Origin of the sequence: Pseudomonas gingeri (genome assembly GCF_013385635.1) — a bacterium.
GTDB classification, from domain to species: Bacteria; Pseudomonadota; Gammaproteobacteria; order Pseudomonadales; family Pseudomonadaceae; genus Aquipseudomonas; species Aquipseudomonas gingeri_A.
Genome location: NZ_JACAPR010000007.1, coordinates 371,411 through 386,446, shown reverse-complemented (window position 1 = coordinate 386,446; position 15,036 = coordinate 371,411). Strand labels below are relative to the sequence as shown.

The following is a 15,036-nucleotide window of genomic DNA, read 5'->3' as shown; positions in this document are numbered from 1 at the left end:
TTCAAAGACGTTCGATAACGGTGGCGATTCCCATGCCGCCACCGACACACAGCGTTGCCAGGCCATAGCGCAACTGCCGGGCTTCCAGTTCGTCGAGCAGGGTGCCGAGAATCGCGCAGCCGGTGGCGCCGAGGGGATGGCCCATGGCGATGGCACCGCCATTGACGTTGACCTTGTCCGGATCGATGGCCATGTCCCGAATGAACTTCAGCACCACCGAGGCAAAGGCTTCGTTGACTTCGAACAGGTCGATGTCCTCGATCCGCAGGCCGGCCTTGGCCAGGGCCTTGCGTGTCGCCGGGGCCGGCCCGGTGAGCATGATGGTCGGATCGGTACTGGTCACCGCCGTGGCGACGATCCGCGCCCGTGGCCGCAAACCCAGTTCGCGACCCTTGGCTTCGGAGCCGAGCAGCATCAACGCGGCACCGTCGACAATCCCGGAGCTGTTGCCGGGGGTATGCACATGGTGGATACGCTCGACATGGCTGTAGACCCGCAAGGCCGTGGCGTCGAAGCCCAACTGGCCGATCATTTCGAAACTCGGCTTGAGCTTGCCCAGGCCTTCGAGGGTCGAGTCGGCGCGAATGAACTCATCATGATCCAGCAAGACGATGCCGTTCTGGTCCGCCACCGGCACCAGGGATTTATTGAACGCCCCCGCAGCCCGCGCCCGGGCGGCCTTCTGCTGCGATTGCAGGGCAAAGCGGTCGACATCCTCGCGGCTGAAGCCTTCCAGTGTGGCGATCAGGTCCGCACCGATGCCCTGCGGGGTGAAATGGCTGTGCATATTGGTCTGCGGATCGAGTACCCAGGCGCCGCCGTCGCTGCCCATCGGCACCCGCGACATGGACTCGACGCCGCCGACCACCACCAGGTCCTCGAACCCCGAACGGACCTTCATCGCCCCAAGGTTCACCGCTTCCAGGCCCGAGGCGCAGAACCGGTTGATCTGCACCCCGGCGACACTGACATCCCAGTCCGCCACCAGCGCGGCGGTCTTGGCGATATCGGCGCCCTGGTCGCCCACCGGCGTCACGCAGCCGAGCACGATATCGTCGACCTCGCGGGTATCGAACCCGTTGCGTTGCTGCAGCGCCGTCAGCAGCCCGGCCAGCAGGTTGACCGGCTTGACGCTGTACAAGGCACCATCGGCCTTGCCTTTGCCCCGGGGCGTGCGCACCGCATCGAATATCAAAGCCTCTGTCATGACGTCCTCGAACCGTTCTGGTAGGAAATAAGCCCTGTTCCCACCTTAGGCCCGGCTCGCCAGGATTCAATGACCGAAGCGCTCGCCGGCCTTGACCCTCGCGCTCGGACGAACGGTAGTGTGCTAAGCGCTTAACCGTTTTAGTGGACGCACGTGTCTAGCAAAAGGCCCGCTAGCAAGCTGGCCATATGCCTCATGCCTTTTTAAAAAGATATTTCAATACCTCCATATGAAATGGTTCTAAGACAAGTGTGACGCGGGCTCTAAGGTTATCCATGTAGGAGTTGCCGCCGGGTTTTGCCGGGGTATCCGACACGGTTATTGAGCAGTTGTCTTCAGGAATAACAACAAAAGGCAGTCAGCCATGTTCAAGCACTCGAAAGTCCGCCAGGCCGGTTTGATCGTATTCGCCACCACGCTTTTGCTCATCTTGCCGAACCTCACCAAAGTGATCGGCTAGACGCTGTGGCGTTTTTTCAACCTCACCACAAATTCTCATCCCGATTTTCTGTCGAGGTGCGATTTTGTGTGCCAATCTTGAGCCATGACTTGATGGAGACAGGTTCATGCGCCACTGGATCGTCGCGGCAGCCGTCGCAGCCACATTGCTCAGCAGCCTCTGCGCCCGGGCGGGCATCATCGATGTGAACCGGGCGGTCGACGAGATCCGCGATGGGGCACTGATCCTGGACCTGCGCAACAACAGCGACTTCGCCGCCGGCAATATCCACAACTCCCTGCAAGTCGACCTGACCCTGGAAAACGGCACCGGCATCAGCGCCGAAGGCCTGGCGTACCAACTGCGTCTGGTGGTACTTGACCCCAACGCCACCGTGGTCATCTACAGCGATACCGACCAGCACGCCCTGGAAGCCGAGGACACGCTGATCAGGCGCGGGTATTTCGGTATCGTCAACGGTGGCAACTACAGCGAATTGCGCGATGCGCTGTTCGACCACGTCGAAGACACCCCGACCTGGGCCTTCGACAATGATGACGACATAGCCGACCAGGCCACTCCTACCGCCGTTCCCTCTGAATAAAGCCTTCGAATGAAACCACTGACCCTGCTGAGCCCCGTTCTTCTGAGCACTGTCCTGCTGTGCGCTCCCCTGCACGCAGCCCAACTGACCCTCGACCTCGGCTCCGGCAGCCGTACCTGGGAGACCGAGGCGTTGCTGGCCCACCCCAAGGCCCAGACCATCACCATCGACGACGATGTCTCGTACAAGCGCCAGATGACCTATCGCGCGGTGCCGGTGGTGGCGCTGCTGGACGGTATCAAGGCCGACGATCACCTGCAGGCGGTGGCGCTGGACGGCTTCGCCGCCGAACTGAGCGCCGCCCCCCTACTCAACCAGAAAGGCGCGCAAGCCTGGCTGGCGGTGGAAGACCCGGCCAAACCCTGGCCGCCGCTGGCGGAGGGCAAGCCCGGTGCCGGGCCGTTCTATCTGGTGTGGACAAATCCGCAGGCCGGACATATCAGCCCCGAGCAATGGCCTTTCCAGGTCGCCAGCATCAAGCGCCTGGCCTCGGTGGCGCAAAGATTCCCGGCGCTGCTGCCCGATCCGAAACTGGCGGCCAACGATCCGGTGAACAAAGGCTTTGCGTTGTTCCAGAAGAATTGCCTGGCGTGTCATACGCTCAATGGCGCGGGGGATGCACAAGTCGGCCCGGACCTGAACGTGCCGTACAGTCCGACGGAATACTTTGCCGAGGGTTTTCTCAAGCGCTACATCCGTGACCCGCAGGGCCTGCGCCACTGGCCGCAGGCGAAGATGCCGGCGTTCGCCGCGGCAGTGCTACCGGACGGCGAACTGGATCTGCTGGTGGGGTATCTGAAGCACATGGCCAAGCGCAAGGTGCCCGCGCAATAGATGATCATTGGATGCTCTGCGTCCGCTCTTGTGACGCGAAGCGTCACCGGCTGCATTCCCACGCGGAGCGTGGGAACGATCGGTGTGGTGTGGTTACTGCTGCTGTACCGACAACACCGGTGTCGGCGACACCAGCACCTTGGCATGCATCTGCTCGAAACCGCCGCCACGGCGCATGCCGCGTACCGGGCAGGCGTCCAGGTAGTCCAGGCCCACCGCCAGCTTCAGGTGCCGTTCCGGCCTGGCCAGCTGGTTGGTCACGTCGAAACTGTACCAGGCGTCATCCAGCCAGGCTTCCGCCCAGGCGTGGCTGGCCAGGTGCTCGCTGTTTTCACTGTACAGGTACCCCGACACATACCGCGCCGGAATCCCCAGGCTGCGGGCACACGCCAGGAACGCATGGGTGTGGTCCTGGCATACCCCGGCACGCTTGGCGAAAGCCTGGGCCGCGCTGGTGTCGACCTCGGTCGCGCCCGGCGTATAGGTCATGTGCTGGTTCAGCGCCTGCATCAGGTCGATCAGCGCCGAACGGTCGCGACGCTTGCGGCATTGCCGGTCGGCGAAGCCACGCAGCGCGTCATCCGGCTCGGTCAGGCGGGTCATGCGCAGGAACGGCAACGCCGACTGGCTCTCATGCTCGGCTTCGCGCTGCTCGTCGATATCGACCTGCCCGCGAGCACCGATGATGATCGCTTCGTGGGGCTCGTCGAGGGTCAGCACATGGAGGATATTGCCGAACGGGTCGAGCTGCGCGCGCACCGGGCGCGGCAGGTTCAGTTGCCAGCTGAGCACATGCTGGCGCTCGCTGTCATGAGGGGTCAGCCGCAGGTACTGGATGCTCGCACGCACCTGGTCGGCGTAGTGATAGGTGGTCTCGTGGCTAATGGAAAGTCTCATGCAGCCTCCAGGTAGGAACTGTGGATGGCGTTGCCCAGTTCGGCAACCAGGGGAATGAACTCGGTCAGCCAGGCGTGCAGGCCTTCTTCGAGGATCTCATCGATACCGGTGTAGCGCAGCCGTGCGTCCATCTCGGCTGCCAGGCGTTGCGCCGGCCGGCCGTTGGTGCCGGGCAGGCTGGCGAGGATCTGGTCGATTTCTTCCGTGCAGGCGCGCAGCGAACGCGGCACATCGGCACGCAGCAGCAACAACTCGGCAACCTGGCGGGCACCGGGGGCATCACGGTAGATCTCGGTGTAGGCCTCGAACGACGACAGTGCCCGCAGCAAGGCGCTCCACTGGTAATACGCATGGGCGGTGTGGTCGCTGACGGCGTCGGCCTGGTCACCGGCCATGTCATAGCGGGCGTCGAGCAGGCGCAGGGTGTTATCGGCCCGTTCGATAAAGGTCCCCAGGCGAATGAAGCGGAAAGCATCGTTACGCATGATCGTGCCGTAGGACGCGCCGCGGAACAGGTGCGAACGCTCCTTGATCCATTCGCAGAAACGGCTCATGCCGTAGTTCCCCAGGCCCTGCTCGGCGATACCGCGAATTTCCAGCCAGGTGGCATTGATGTTTTCCCACATGTCGGCGGTAATCCGCCCACGCACGGCATGGGCGCTGGCCCGCGCGGCGCGTAGGCAGCTGTAGATGCTGGCCGGGTTCTCCGCATCCAGGGCGAAGAAATGCAGCAGCCGTTCGGCGTGCAGGTCGCCATGGCGCTCCAGGTAGTCATCCAGGGTGCCGGTGATCAACAGCGGCATGGCCATTTCGTGCAAGCCATCGCCACGGCCGTCCTGCGGCATCAGCGACAGCGAATAGCTCCCGTCGAGCATCCGCGCGAGGTTTTCCGCTCGCTCCAGGTAGCGCGACATCCAGTACAAATCCGAGGCAGTTCTACTTAACATGGCAGGCTTCCTTAATCCTCGACCACCCAGGTGTCCTTGGTTCCGCCCCCTTGGGACGAGTTGACCACCAGGGAGCCTTCGCGCAGCGCCACGCGGGTAAGCCCGCCTGGCACGACACGGGTTTCACGACCGGACAGGACAAATGGGCGCAGATCGATGTGGCGCGGAGCAATGCCGCTTTCAACAAAGGTCGGACAGGTCGACAGTGACAGCGTCGGCTGGGCGATATAGGCGTGGGGCTTGGCCTTGAGCCGGGCGCGGAAGTTTTCGATTTCCGCGGCGCTCGCCGCCGGGCCGACCAGCATGCCGTAGCCACCGGACCCCTGGGTTTCCTTGACCACCAGTTCTGGTAGATGCGCCAGCACGTGGGAGAGTTCCTCGGGCTTGCGGCATTGCCAGGTCGGCACGTTCTTCAGGATCGGCTCTTCGTCGAGGTAGAAACGGATCATGTCGGTGACGAAGGGATAGACCGACTTGTCGTCGGCGACCCCGGTACCGATGGCGTTGGCCAATACGACATTGCCGGAGCGATAGGACGACAGCAGGCCCGGTACGCCCAGCATCGAATCGGGATTGAACGCCAGTGGATCGAGGAAGGCATCGTCGAGCCGGCGATAGATCACGTCCACCTGCTTGGGGCCGTCGGTGGTGCGCATGAAGACCTTGTCGTCACGCACGAACAGGTCGGCACCCTCCACCAGTTCCACGCCCATTTCCCGGGCCAGGAACGCATGCTCGAAGAACGCACTGTTGAAGCGTCCGGGGGTCAGTACCACGACACTCGGGTTGTCCAGCGGGCTGGAGCTTTTCAGGGTGTCGAGCAGCAGATTCGGATAATGATCGATGGGCGCGATGCGCTGGGCGGCGAACAGCTCGGGGAACAGGCGCATCATCATCTTGCGGTCTTCGAGCATGTAGCTCACGCCGCTGGGGGTGCGCAGGTTGTCTTCGAGGACGTAGTAGGTACCGTCGCCATCACGGACCAGGTCGACCCCGGAAATATGCGAATAGATATCACGGTGCAGGTTCAGGCCCTGCATCGCCAACTGGTACTGCTCGTTGGCCAGCACCTGTTCGGCGGGAATGATCCCGGCCTTGATGATGCGCTGTTCATGGTAGAGGTCGGCGAGAAACATGTTCAGCGCCTTGACCCGCTGGATGCAGCCGCGCTCGACAATGCGCCATTCGCTGGCGGGAATACTGCGGGGAATCGTGTCGAAGGGGATCAGGCGCTCGGTGCCCTGGTCGTCGCCATAAAGGGTGAAGGTAATCCCGGCGCGATGAAACAGCAGATCGGCCTCGCGTCGCCGTTGGGCCAGCAACTCCTGCGGAGTATCCGCCAGCCAACGAGCAAACTCCCGGTAATGCGGGCGGACCTGGCCGCCTGCATCGTACATCTCATCAAAATAGGTGCGGATCATGCCGTGCTCCTTGTCACCCGGTCACAAGAGCCTTCGCAAGGCCCGTGCCATCGGCATAAACGCTTAAGTATCAATGAGTTGGATAACCATCCAACCTGCGCCGCACCATAGCTGTGCAGTAAACGCCCCAATGCGATCAGCCGCGCTTCATTGCGAAGCAGGCTTATGGCTATAACCAGCATAGCCCTCGTTCGGCCACCTGCCCGGGCGGCCTTTTTTTGTGCGCGTATTTCGCTGCAAACAAAAACGGCCGACCCCGAGGTCAGCCGCTGCCGTGTGGAGATCAGTGCGTTCAGTTGAGCGCACGTATGGGATGTTTGACGCCCCAGCCTTCGATCACACCACCCAGGGGCTCGACCACCGCCCCGAAGTCGTGCTCGAAGTCATCGATGCCGCCATAGGTGGCGTACATCACCTTGCTCAACTCCAGGTACCAGGCACCGTCGTCCCTGGCACTGACCTGGGCATTCAAGGATTCACCACGAAATTTGCCTGCTGCCCTGCGTGCCCGCTCCTCGTCCGGGAAAATGGCATAGAACTCGATGGGATGGATGCGTGCGAAATCAAAACCGCCTTCTTTCATGCGGCGCAGCACCTGGCTGCTGATGTCTTCTTGATAGGCTGTGCTCATGAAACGTCCTCCTCAGCAAGCGTTGGATAGACTTTCCGTACTCCCGAACCAGACACCGGGCGGTGCTGGCCGTTCGACAAATGACTGTCGACCGGGAAACAAGCATGTAGCTGACAAGATCAGACCACCTTAGCGAATCATTCGCTGATCTCGATTGCAGAGTAGCGCGATGCCAGCAGCTCTGCCAGAGGGGTCGAAAGGGAAAAACACAGTTTCATGAAGCCGGTGCGATGTGCAGGATCTGGATACTGTTCTGCTCCTTGAGGCTCTTGACCGTGGGATCGGCCCGGCGCCCTTCCAGATCATTGAGGTCCAGCTCGGCGGGAACCGGCAGCAGCTTGGCGCGGATCAACTGCGCGGCCTCCTCCATGCTGGGTTTGCGCTCACAATCGAAGTGCTCGACGGTCTGAACACCATGATCGTCCACGAAAGTGACTTCCCACATTTTCATCGGTGTCTCCTCGATAAAGCCCACGCCGGGCTTACGACATCTGGACTGCGGGGCAGCGAGGATCGTTCAGATATCTTGCGGGGAGGTCTTGCCGGAGGGGGCATCCTGTGGGAGCGGAGCTTGCCCGCGAAGCTTTTCGATCGTTCCCACGCTCCAGCGTGGGAATGCCTCTCTGGACGCTCTGCGTCCGCTCTTGTGACGCGGAGCGTCACGGGCTGCATTCCCACGCGGAGCGTGGGAACGATCATTAAGGGAAGCCTCACGGCTTCTCGGCGTGTTCCTTGAGGGCTTGCAGGGTGTTGTACGGCGCATCCACCACGAACTTGTTCGCCAGCCACGAAGGCACGCTGCCGCCTGGCTCGGTGTGCACCTGGTAGGTCACTTCGGTGAGGTTGTCGCCCTTGGGCACCAGTTTCCAGAAGCCCGCGACCTGGGCCACGCGCACATAGCCCTTCTCTTCCGGCTTGTAGGTCGGTACGCCTTCCAGCTTGCGCGTCAGGGTGCCATCGGCGGCCTGGGTGGTGGTGATATGCAGGTAGGAGTCGCGATCCGTCACCGGGAACGGCGCCTTGAACTGGGTATAGGTCCAGCTCTCGTCACCCTTCTTGTCCACCAGCTTCTGCGATTTGCACTCGTGGATCCAGGCACAGGCACCGGCCACGTCTTCCTGCAACGCACGGATCCTGGCCACCGAGGCCTTGATCATCGTCACGCCCTGATAGGCCTTGTACTTGGAACCGGCCACTTCGCTGAGGGACACCTTGATCCCGTTTTCGTCCTTGGCCGTTTCCCAGCTTTCCGCGTAGGCAGTACCGGTCAACAGGACAGTCAAGCCACAAACCACAGCCATTCGATGCAGCGAACCCATTGTTTTATTCCTTATTGTTGAAGTTCCGTTCATTGAACACACCTCAAGCCGCCGTCATTTCCTCCCACCAGCCGATCAGGCGGATGGCTTCTTCACGACTATCGCCACACACCTCGGGATCGGCCTTGAAACCGCCGCATACGGCGGGTCGCTCAGGCTTGCCGAACAACTCGCACAGGTGTTCGACCGAGAGATGCAGGCAACGTTCTCCGGCCGGCTTGCCGTCGGGCATGCCTGGCAACGGCGAGCTGATGGAAGGAGCAATGCAACAGGCGCCACAACCTTCACGGCAGTTCATGACGACACGCTCCTCGCAACTGGCACGGTGTGTGGAAGACAGAGTAACCGCTAAAACGGCTGTTTAAAATTGGTCGCACAATTGTTTTTCAATGACAAGGTATATGACTGATCAGTCACCGACGAAGTGTCATGACCGAACGAAGGGATCTACTGCTTGAACTCGAAATCCAGGGCCGCGCCTTCCACTTCCCGGCGACTCTCGTTGCGCAACTGCAGGTCCATTTCATTGCTCAGCAATCGGCCGTTGAGTTGAAACGGTGTCTGGCCCGGTGGTTTCTCACCGAACATCTGCGGCAGCAACGGTCGACTCTTGGACAGCGGCACAGTACCCACCGGCTGCATCTTGTTGACCAGGTCCTGGGGCAGGCTCAGGTCCAGCTTGGCCGGTGGCAGTCGGGTCTTCACCACCTCACTGGCCGGCTTGGACTTCGACGCGACAGGCGCGCGCCTTTTCACCGGGGCGGCCTTTTTCGGCGCGGATTTCTTTTGCGGCGCAGCGGCCTTCCTGACCGTGCCCGTCGATTTTGCCGCGGTGGAAGCCCCGGTCGCCGTCGAACTCCTGGCTGAAGACACTTCCTGGGCCTGCACCATTGCCGAACCGCCAGCACTCAGGCTGGTCAGCAAGGCAATCAACAGCAGGCGCGCAGGGAAAGTGGCGTTCATAAGCTCTACGGCATAAACAACAGAGGGGACATATGCTCGCTTGTTGAGCAGTTGAAGACAAGTAAGGAGAAGTAAAGAGTTCGTACAACCACTCCCCGGTCCCGGGAACAGCCGCTGGCGGCGTCCCGGGCAATGGGCATCAGAACAGCCCGGCGGCGGTTTCCTGACAGAGCTGGCTGGCCAGCATGCCGAGGGTCATCAGTGCCCGTTCGGCCTCGCGATTCCACGGAATCCCGCAGTTGAGGCGGATACAGTGATTGAACTGCTCGGTGTTACTGAAGATCAGTCCCGGCGCGATGCTGATGCCCTGTTGCAGCGCCCGCACGTGCAGTTCCTGGGTATTGACCCGCCCCGGCAGGCTGACCCAGAGAATGAAACCGCCGGTCGGCCGGGTCATCTGCGTCCCTTCGGGAAAATACTGCTGCACCGCCAGCTGGAAGGCGCTGAGATTCTTGCGATACTCCTGACGGATGTAGCGCAGATGCCGGTCATAACCGCCATTTTCCAGATAGGCCGCCACGCCCATCTGCGTGACGCTGCACGCCGAATGGGTGCTGAAGGTCTGCAGGCGCTGGATTTCCTGCTGGAACTTGCCGGCGATCACCCAGCCGATCCGCACGCCGGGCGACAACGTCTTGGAGAAGCTCGAACAATAGATCACCCGGTCCAGCCGATCGTAGGCCTTGAGGGCCTTGGTGCGCCCGACCTCGAACATCAGCTCGCCGTAGATATCGTCCTCGACGATCTGGATATCGAAGTCCGAAGCCAGGCGCAGCAATTGTTTCTGCCGCTCCTCGGGCATGGTCCCGCCCAGCGGGTTGCTCAGCCGCGTGGTCAGCACCAGGGCCTTGATCGACCACTGGTTGGCCGCCAGTTGCAGGGCCTCCAGGCTCATGCCGGTGGCCGGATCGCTGGGGATCTCGATGACCTTCAAACCCAGCAGGTCGGCCAGTTGCAGCAAGCCGTAATAGGTCGGCGATTCGGCGGCGATCAGATCGCCGGGACGGGTCAGCACCCGCAGCGACATCTGCAGCGCATCCACGCAGCCGTGGGTGATCACCACTTCCGAGGGATCGACCACCACGCCGGCATCGCGCATGCGAATCGCCACCTGGCGCCGCAGCGGCTCGAAGCCGGGACTGAACATGTAGCTGAAGGCTCGTGGGCTATGAAACCGTGTGACCTTGGCCAGTTGCTGGTGCAGCGCCCGCACCGGCAGGTAATCCACCGACGGCGTGGCCGCGCCAAAGGGAAATACCCCTTCACGGCGGGACTCGACCAGCACCTGCTGGATAATGCTGCTGCGGGTGACCAGCCCCGGCCGCTCGACCCGAGCGATATCCGGCGTCGGCGCGGTCAGCGCGGGGGTCTGGTGAACGTAGTAGCCCGATTGCGGACGGGCACGGATCAACCCCTGGTCTTCCAGGTTGGCATAGGCCTGCAACACCGTTGCATGGCTGACATTGAGCTGCGAGCTCATCTTGCGTACCGAAGGCACCCGCTCGCCCGGCTGATAGACACCCCGGCGGATATCCTCGGCCAGCTGCTGCGCAATACGTTGGTAGAGCAATAGATTGGTCATGAAGCAGCACTCGGTTTCAACGGCATTTTTATTCTTGGAAACAACGATACCGGAACAGTTTCAAAGTGTACTGGCACAGTTTCTACAATAGTCGACAATACAGTGACAAGAGAAGCAAAACTGTACGGGCACAGACGGGCTTTTCGCTTATCGGGGCATGAAAAAACCCGGCACCTTGCGGATACCGGGTTTGTCTTCCAACGGGATCGAGGCTTAACGCGCCGCGCCGAGCTGGCCCTTCTCGTCGGAGAAGACGATCTCCACCCGACGGTTCTGCGCCCTGCCCCGTTCCGTGGCGTTCACATCGATCGGGTACTGGTCGCCATAACCCTCGACCTGGATACGCTTCTCGTCGATGCCCAGGTCCACCAGCACATCGGCCACCGACTGCGCGCGATCGCGGGACAACTGCAGGTTGAAGTCCTTGTCGCCGGTGTTATCCGTATAGCCTTCGATCCGCACTACCCGCCGCGGGTTAAGCTGCAGGAACTGCACCAGCTTGAGTACCGTGCGATTGGCCGAGTTCTGCAGTTCCGCCTCGCCGGTATCGAACAGCACATCCCCCAGGGTCATGACCAGGCCGCGATCGGCCTGAATGCTGGTCAGGCTGTTGATCTGTTCTTCCACCCACTTGCCCTGCTGCTGCACGCTGAGCAACTTGGATTCGCGCAGGGCCAGTTGCAGGCGCTGGCGCTCCAGCTCCAGCTTGGCGGCACGTTCCTGGTTGAGCACCTGCTCGGTGTGCTCGCGGGCGATCTGCGAATAACGCTCGCTCAGATAGGCGTAGTGCACCACGTCAGCGCTGCTGCCCCAGTAGCTGGACAGCCGATCCGCGCGGGCCAGCGACTCACCGGCGCGAATCACGTCCTTGGGCGCGATGCGCAGCACGTTGGTGTCTTCCTTGACCTTCTGGAAGCTGGCCGAAGCCTGCTGCAGGGCCGCGTCACTGGATTGCTGGCCGGCACAGCCATACAGACTGGCGCAGGCCAACACCAGCAGGCCGCCGACCATTCGGCTCGGATAGATCATTGCGCGTCCCCCAATTGCTTGCGCAAGCGCGTGATGCGGGTATTGAGCACCTTCAGTTGTTCCTGGCTTTTCTCGGTCAGCACCTGGGCTTCGGCCAGGCGCGCATCGAGTTCAGCCTGCTCGGCGCGCATGCGGGCTTTCTTGAAGGATTGGTCGGCCATGTCGGATTGGGCGCGTTCGAACTTGCCCTCGGCCAGTTTCAGTTCGGCGACATCGTCAGCCTTGGCACCTACCGCCCGTGCCTGTTCAAGGGCGCGCTCGGTGAGACGCATTTGTTCATTCGGCGCCGGATCGGCTGCGCAGCCCGCCAGAGCCACAACGGCCAGGACAGCGAATAGAGGTCGAATACTCAAAAGAAATTCCTACTGTTTTGGGGCGCTGACCGGTTGGAGCTGCGCCTTCCAACGCTCCAGATTGCGTTGCAACACGGCCTCGGTCAGGCCGGAAGCGGGCAATTCTGTCATCTTTTTCGCCAACTGTCCGCGCAACCAGGCGTCATTGCAGGCCGAGTTGTGGGAGACGGCCAGGAACAAACCGGGCTGATCGACCGGTTGCGCCCGCGGACCCAGGTCCTTGGCCATGCCCAGGCTCTGGGTGGTGACCATGCCGGCATAACGCCCGGCCAGGACATAGTCCACCTCGCCCAGCAGCAGTTTGTGGAATGCCTGGGGCAAGGCCGGGGTGTATTGCAACGTCAGCTGTTGCTTGGTGAACGCCACGAACGGCTGGGTCATCCGCGCCTTTTGCGAGACGGCGCCAGTGTAGCCGTGCAGGTCGGTGGCGGTGTTGTAGACCAGTGTCGAATCGTTACGGGTCCAGACCAGGTAGTCGTTCTGCACCAGCGCCGGGTGGATGTAGTCCAGCGAATCCAGTTCATTGAGGGCAATCGGCGCGTCCACCAGCAGGTCCATGCGTCCGCTGCGTACTTCCTCCTGGGCCTGGGAGCGCTTGCCGCCATACAGCACCTCGACCTTGAGCCCCAGTTCGCTGCCGACCTGGCGCAACAGGTCGGCGCTGGCGCCGATCAGATGCACCGGATCCTCGGGGTCGCGCCACAGGTACGGCGGCGCATCCGGGCTGCCGGTGACGATCAGGCGTTCGCATTTGCCCACGGCAAACGCCGGTGCGGGCAGCGCAAACAGCCCCAACAGCAGTGATGACGCAACGACGCGAAGCACGTCCATGGCACAGTTCTCCTGTTCGCCCCTCCTGTAGGAGCCGGTTTGCCGGCGATCACGGTTGATCAGGCAACGATGATATCGACTGCCCTATCGCAATCGCCGGCAAGCCGGCTCCCACAAGGGGACGTTCGGCAAAAAAATTCGCAAAAAAAACCCGGCCAGAAGGCCGGGCTCTTTTATAAGTGAAGTCGCTGGATCAGACCAGCTTCTCCAGCTCGGGTACGGCTTCGAACAGGTCCGCGACCAGGCCGTAGTCGGCCACCTGGAAGATCGGTGCCTCTTCGTCCTTGTTGATCGCGACGATCACCTTGGAGTCCTTCATGCCGGCCAGGTGCTGGATCGCGCCGGAGATACCGACGGCGATGTACAGCTGTGGCGCGACGATCTTGCCGGTCTGGCCGACCTGCATGTCGTTCGGCACGAAACCGGCGTCGACGGCGGCGCGGGAAGCGCCGACCGCGGCACCCAGCTTGTCGGCCAGGGCGTACAGGTGCTTGAAGTTGTCGCCGTTCTGCATGCCACGGCCGCCGGAGACGACGATCTTGGCGGCGGTCAGCTCAGGACGGTCGGACTTGGCCAGTTCTTCGCCGACGAACGACGATTTGCCAGCGTCATGCACCGCGCCAACGGCTTCAACGGCAGCCGAACCACCTTCCGCGGCAACCGGGTCGAAACCGGTGGCACGCACGGTGATCACTTTGACCGAAGCAGTGGACTGCACGGTGGCAATGGCGTTACCGGCATAGATAGGACGCTTGAAGGTATCGGCGCTTTCCACCGAGATGATCTCGGAGAGCTGGTCGACGTCCAGCGCAGCAGCAACGCGCGGCAGGATGTTCTTGCCGTTGGACGTGGCGGCGGCCAGGATGTGGCTGTAGCCCTTGCCCAGTTCTGCCACCAGAGGAGCAACGTTTTCCGGCAACTGGTGCGCGTAGGCGGCGTTGTCAGCCACCAGTACTTTCGACACACCGGCGATTTTCGCGGCGGCTTCAGCCACGGCGCCAGCGCCCGAGCCCGCAACCAGCACGTGAATGTCGCCACCGATTTTGACAGCGGCGGCAACGGTGTTCAGGGTGGCCGGAGCCACGACCTTGTTGTCGTGTTCGGCGATTACCAAGATAGTCATATCAGATTACCTTCGCTTCGTTTTTCAGTTTCTCGACCAGTTCTGCAACCGACTTGACCTTGATGCCCGCGCTGCGAGCAGCCGGCGCTTCGACTTTCAGGGTCTTGTTGGTGGAGGCGGTGGAAACGCCCAAAGCATCCGGAGTCAGCGTTTCAAGCGGCTTCTTCTTGGCTTTCATGATGTTCGGCAGAGACGCATAACGCGGCTCGTTCAAACGCAGGTCGGTAGTGACGATGGCCGGCAGGCTCAACGAAACGGTCTGCAGGCCGCCGTCGATTTCGCGGGTCACGGCAACCTTGTCGCCCGACACTTCGACTTTCGAAGCGAAGGTGCCTTGGGCGTAGCCGCTCAGGGCCGCCAGCATCTGGCCAGTCTGGTTGTTGTCGCTGTCGATGGCCTGCTTGCCGAGGATCACCAGCTGTGGCTGTTCCTTGTCGACGACAGCCTTGAGCAGCTTGGCCACGGCCAGGGAGGTCAGCTCTTCAGCCGATTCGACCAGGATGGCGCGGTCGGCACCCAGGGCCAGCGCGGTACGCAGTTGCTCCTGAGCGGTGGACGGGCCGACGGAGACGACGACGATTTCAGTGGCCACGCCTTTTTCTTTCAGGCGTACCGCTTCTTCCACTGCGATTTCGCAGAAGGGGTTCATCGACATCTTGACGTTGGCGAGGTCTACGCCGGAATTGTCCGCCTTGACGCGAACCTTGACGTTGTAATCGACAACGCGTTTGACAGCTACAAGAACCTTCATGGATTCCTCACTCTCCGGTGAAAAGAAAGTCGCCCGGCCTAGCCCGGCGGTTGATGCTCATCGGCACATGCCTCTAATCAGAAGCTCAAGGGCACCTCCAAAAAC

At 61.7% G+C, this 15,036-nt stretch carries 18 protein-coding genes; 2 read left to right on the top strand and 16 right to left on the bottom strand.

The window, feature by feature from the left end:
• Position 1: 1 nt before the first annotated feature.
• Together HX851_RS35450 and HX851_RS35445 are read right to left on the bottom strand one after the other, a co-directional pair.
• On the bottom strand, positions 2-1,207 hold the full coding sequence (locus HX851_RS35450) for an acetyl-CoA C-acetyltransferase (RefSeq protein WP_177064284.1): 1,206 nt from the start codon (positions 1,205-1,207) through the stop codon (positions 2-4).
• Between the two features lie 358 nt (positions 1,208-1,565).
• Positions 1,566-1,775 carry a hypothetical protein gene (locus HX851_RS35445; RefSeq protein WP_177057317.1) on the bottom strand — a complete coding sequence of 70 codons (210 nt, stop codon included), beginning with the start codon at positions 1,773-1,775 and terminating at the stop codon, positions 1,566-1,568.
• On the opposite strand from HX851_RS35445, the gene HX851_RS35440 reads away from it, so the two are divergent.
• Together HX851_RS35440 and HX851_RS35435 are read left to right on the top strand one after the other, a co-directional pair.
• Positions 1,774-2,250: a rhodanese-like domain-containing protein gene (locus HX851_RS35440; RefSeq protein WP_177064283.1), complete on the top strand. Its 477-nt coding sequence runs from the start codon at positions 1,774-1,776 to the stop codon at positions 2,248-2,250. The genes HX851_RS35445 and HX851_RS35440 overlap by 2 nt on opposite strands.
• A 9-nt stretch (positions 2,251-2,259) precedes the next feature.
• On the top strand, positions 2,260-3,084 hold the full coding sequence (locus HX851_RS35435) for a cytochrome c (RefSeq protein WP_177057466.1): 825 nt from the start codon (positions 2,260-2,262) through the stop codon (positions 3,082-3,084).
• Positions 3,085-3,177: 93 nt separating this feature from the next.
• Here HX851_RS35435 and HX851_RS35430 read toward each other — a convergent pair whose 3' ends face one another.
• From HX851_RS35430 to HX851_RS35365, 14 genes are all read right to left on the bottom strand, one after another.
• On the bottom strand, positions 3,178-3,981 hold the full coding sequence (locus HX851_RS35430) for a transglutaminase family protein (RefSeq protein ID WP_177057467.1): 804 nt from the start codon (positions 3,979-3,981) through the stop codon (positions 3,178-3,180).
• Entirely contained in the window at positions 3,978-4,928 is a 951-nt protein-coding gene (locus HX851_RS35425; RefSeq protein ID WP_177057468.1) for an alpha-E domain-containing protein, read from the bottom strand. The genes HX851_RS35430 and HX851_RS35425 overlap by 4 nt, the downstream gene beginning before the upstream one ends.
• An 11-nt stretch (positions 4,929-4,939) precedes the next feature.
• A complete protein-coding gene (locus HX851_RS35420; RefSeq protein WP_017123927.1) occupies positions 4,940-6,349 on the bottom strand; it encodes a circularly permuted type 2 ATP-grasp protein in 1,410 nt (469 codons plus the stop codon).
• A 292-nt stretch (positions 6,350-6,641) separates the two neighbouring features.
• Positions 6,642-6,980: a ribonuclease E inhibitor RraB gene (locus HX851_RS35415; RefSeq protein ID WP_017123926.1), complete on the bottom strand. Its 339-nt coding sequence runs from the start codon at positions 6,978-6,980 to the stop codon at positions 6,642-6,644.
• Between the two features lie 214 nt (positions 6,981-7,194).
• The gene (locus HX851_RS35410; protein ID WP_177057469.1) at positions 7,195-7,431 is read right to left on the bottom strand and encodes a hypothetical protein; all 237 of its coding nucleotides are present in this window, start codon (positions 7,429-7,431) and stop codon (positions 7,195-7,197) included.
• A gap of 259 nt (positions 7,432-7,690) precedes the next feature.
• On the bottom strand, positions 7,691-8,299 hold the full coding sequence (locus tag HX851_RS35405; RefSeq protein ID WP_177057470.1) for an START domain-containing protein: 609 nt from the start codon (positions 8,297-8,299) through the stop codon (positions 7,691-7,693).
• Between the two features lie 43 nt (positions 8,300-8,342).
• A complete protein-coding gene (locus HX851_RS35400) occupies positions 8,343-8,597 on the bottom strand; it encodes a YkgJ family cysteine cluster protein (RefSeq protein ID WP_017123905.1) in 255 nt (84 codons plus the stop codon).
• 149 nt (positions 8,598-8,746) lie between these two features.
• Positions 8,747-9,262: a hypothetical protein gene (locus tag HX851_RS35395; RefSeq protein ID WP_177057471.1), complete on the bottom strand. Its 516-nt coding sequence runs from the start codon at positions 9,260-9,262 to the stop codon at positions 8,747-8,749.
• 139 nt (positions 9,263-9,401) lie between these two features.
• Entirely contained in the window at positions 9,402-10,844 is a 1,443-nt protein-coding gene (locus HX851_RS35390; RefSeq protein ID WP_177057472.1) for an aminotransferase-like domain-containing protein, read from the bottom strand.
• Positions 10,845-11,057: 213 nt separating this feature from the next.
• Positions 11,058-11,873 (bottom strand): OmpA family protein, encoded by an 816-nt coding sequence (locus HX851_RS35385; protein WP_177057473.1) that lies wholly within the window; start codon positions 11,871-11,873, stop codon positions 11,058-11,060.
• The gene (locus tag HX851_RS35380) at positions 11,870-12,226 is read right to left on the bottom strand and encodes a DUF4398 domain-containing protein (RefSeq protein ID WP_177057474.1); all 357 of its coding nucleotides are present in this window, start codon (positions 12,224-12,226) and stop codon (positions 11,870-11,872) included. Before HX851_RS35380 ends, HX851_RS35385 begins: the two co-directional genes overlap by 4 nt.
• Positions 12,227-12,235: 9 nt before the next feature.
• Positions 12,236-13,057 (bottom strand): substrate-binding periplasmic protein, encoded by an 822-nt coding sequence (locus HX851_RS35375; protein WP_177057475.1) that lies wholly within the window; start codon positions 13,055-13,057, stop codon positions 12,236-12,238.
• Positions 13,058-13,250: 193 nt separating this feature from the next.
• On the bottom strand, positions 13,251-14,180 hold the full coding sequence (locus HX851_RS35370) for an electron transfer flavoprotein subunit alpha/FixB family protein (RefSeq protein WP_177057476.1): 930 nt from the start codon (positions 14,178-14,180) through the stop codon (positions 13,251-13,253).
• Between the two features lies 1 nt (position 14,181).
• The gene (locus HX851_RS35365) at positions 14,182-14,931 is read right to left on the bottom strand and encodes an electron transfer flavoprotein subunit beta/FixA family protein (RefSeq protein ID WP_017123912.1); all 750 of its coding nucleotides are present in this window, start codon (positions 14,929-14,931) and stop codon (positions 14,182-14,184) included.
• Between the last annotated feature and the right edge of the window lie 105 nt (positions 14,932-15,036).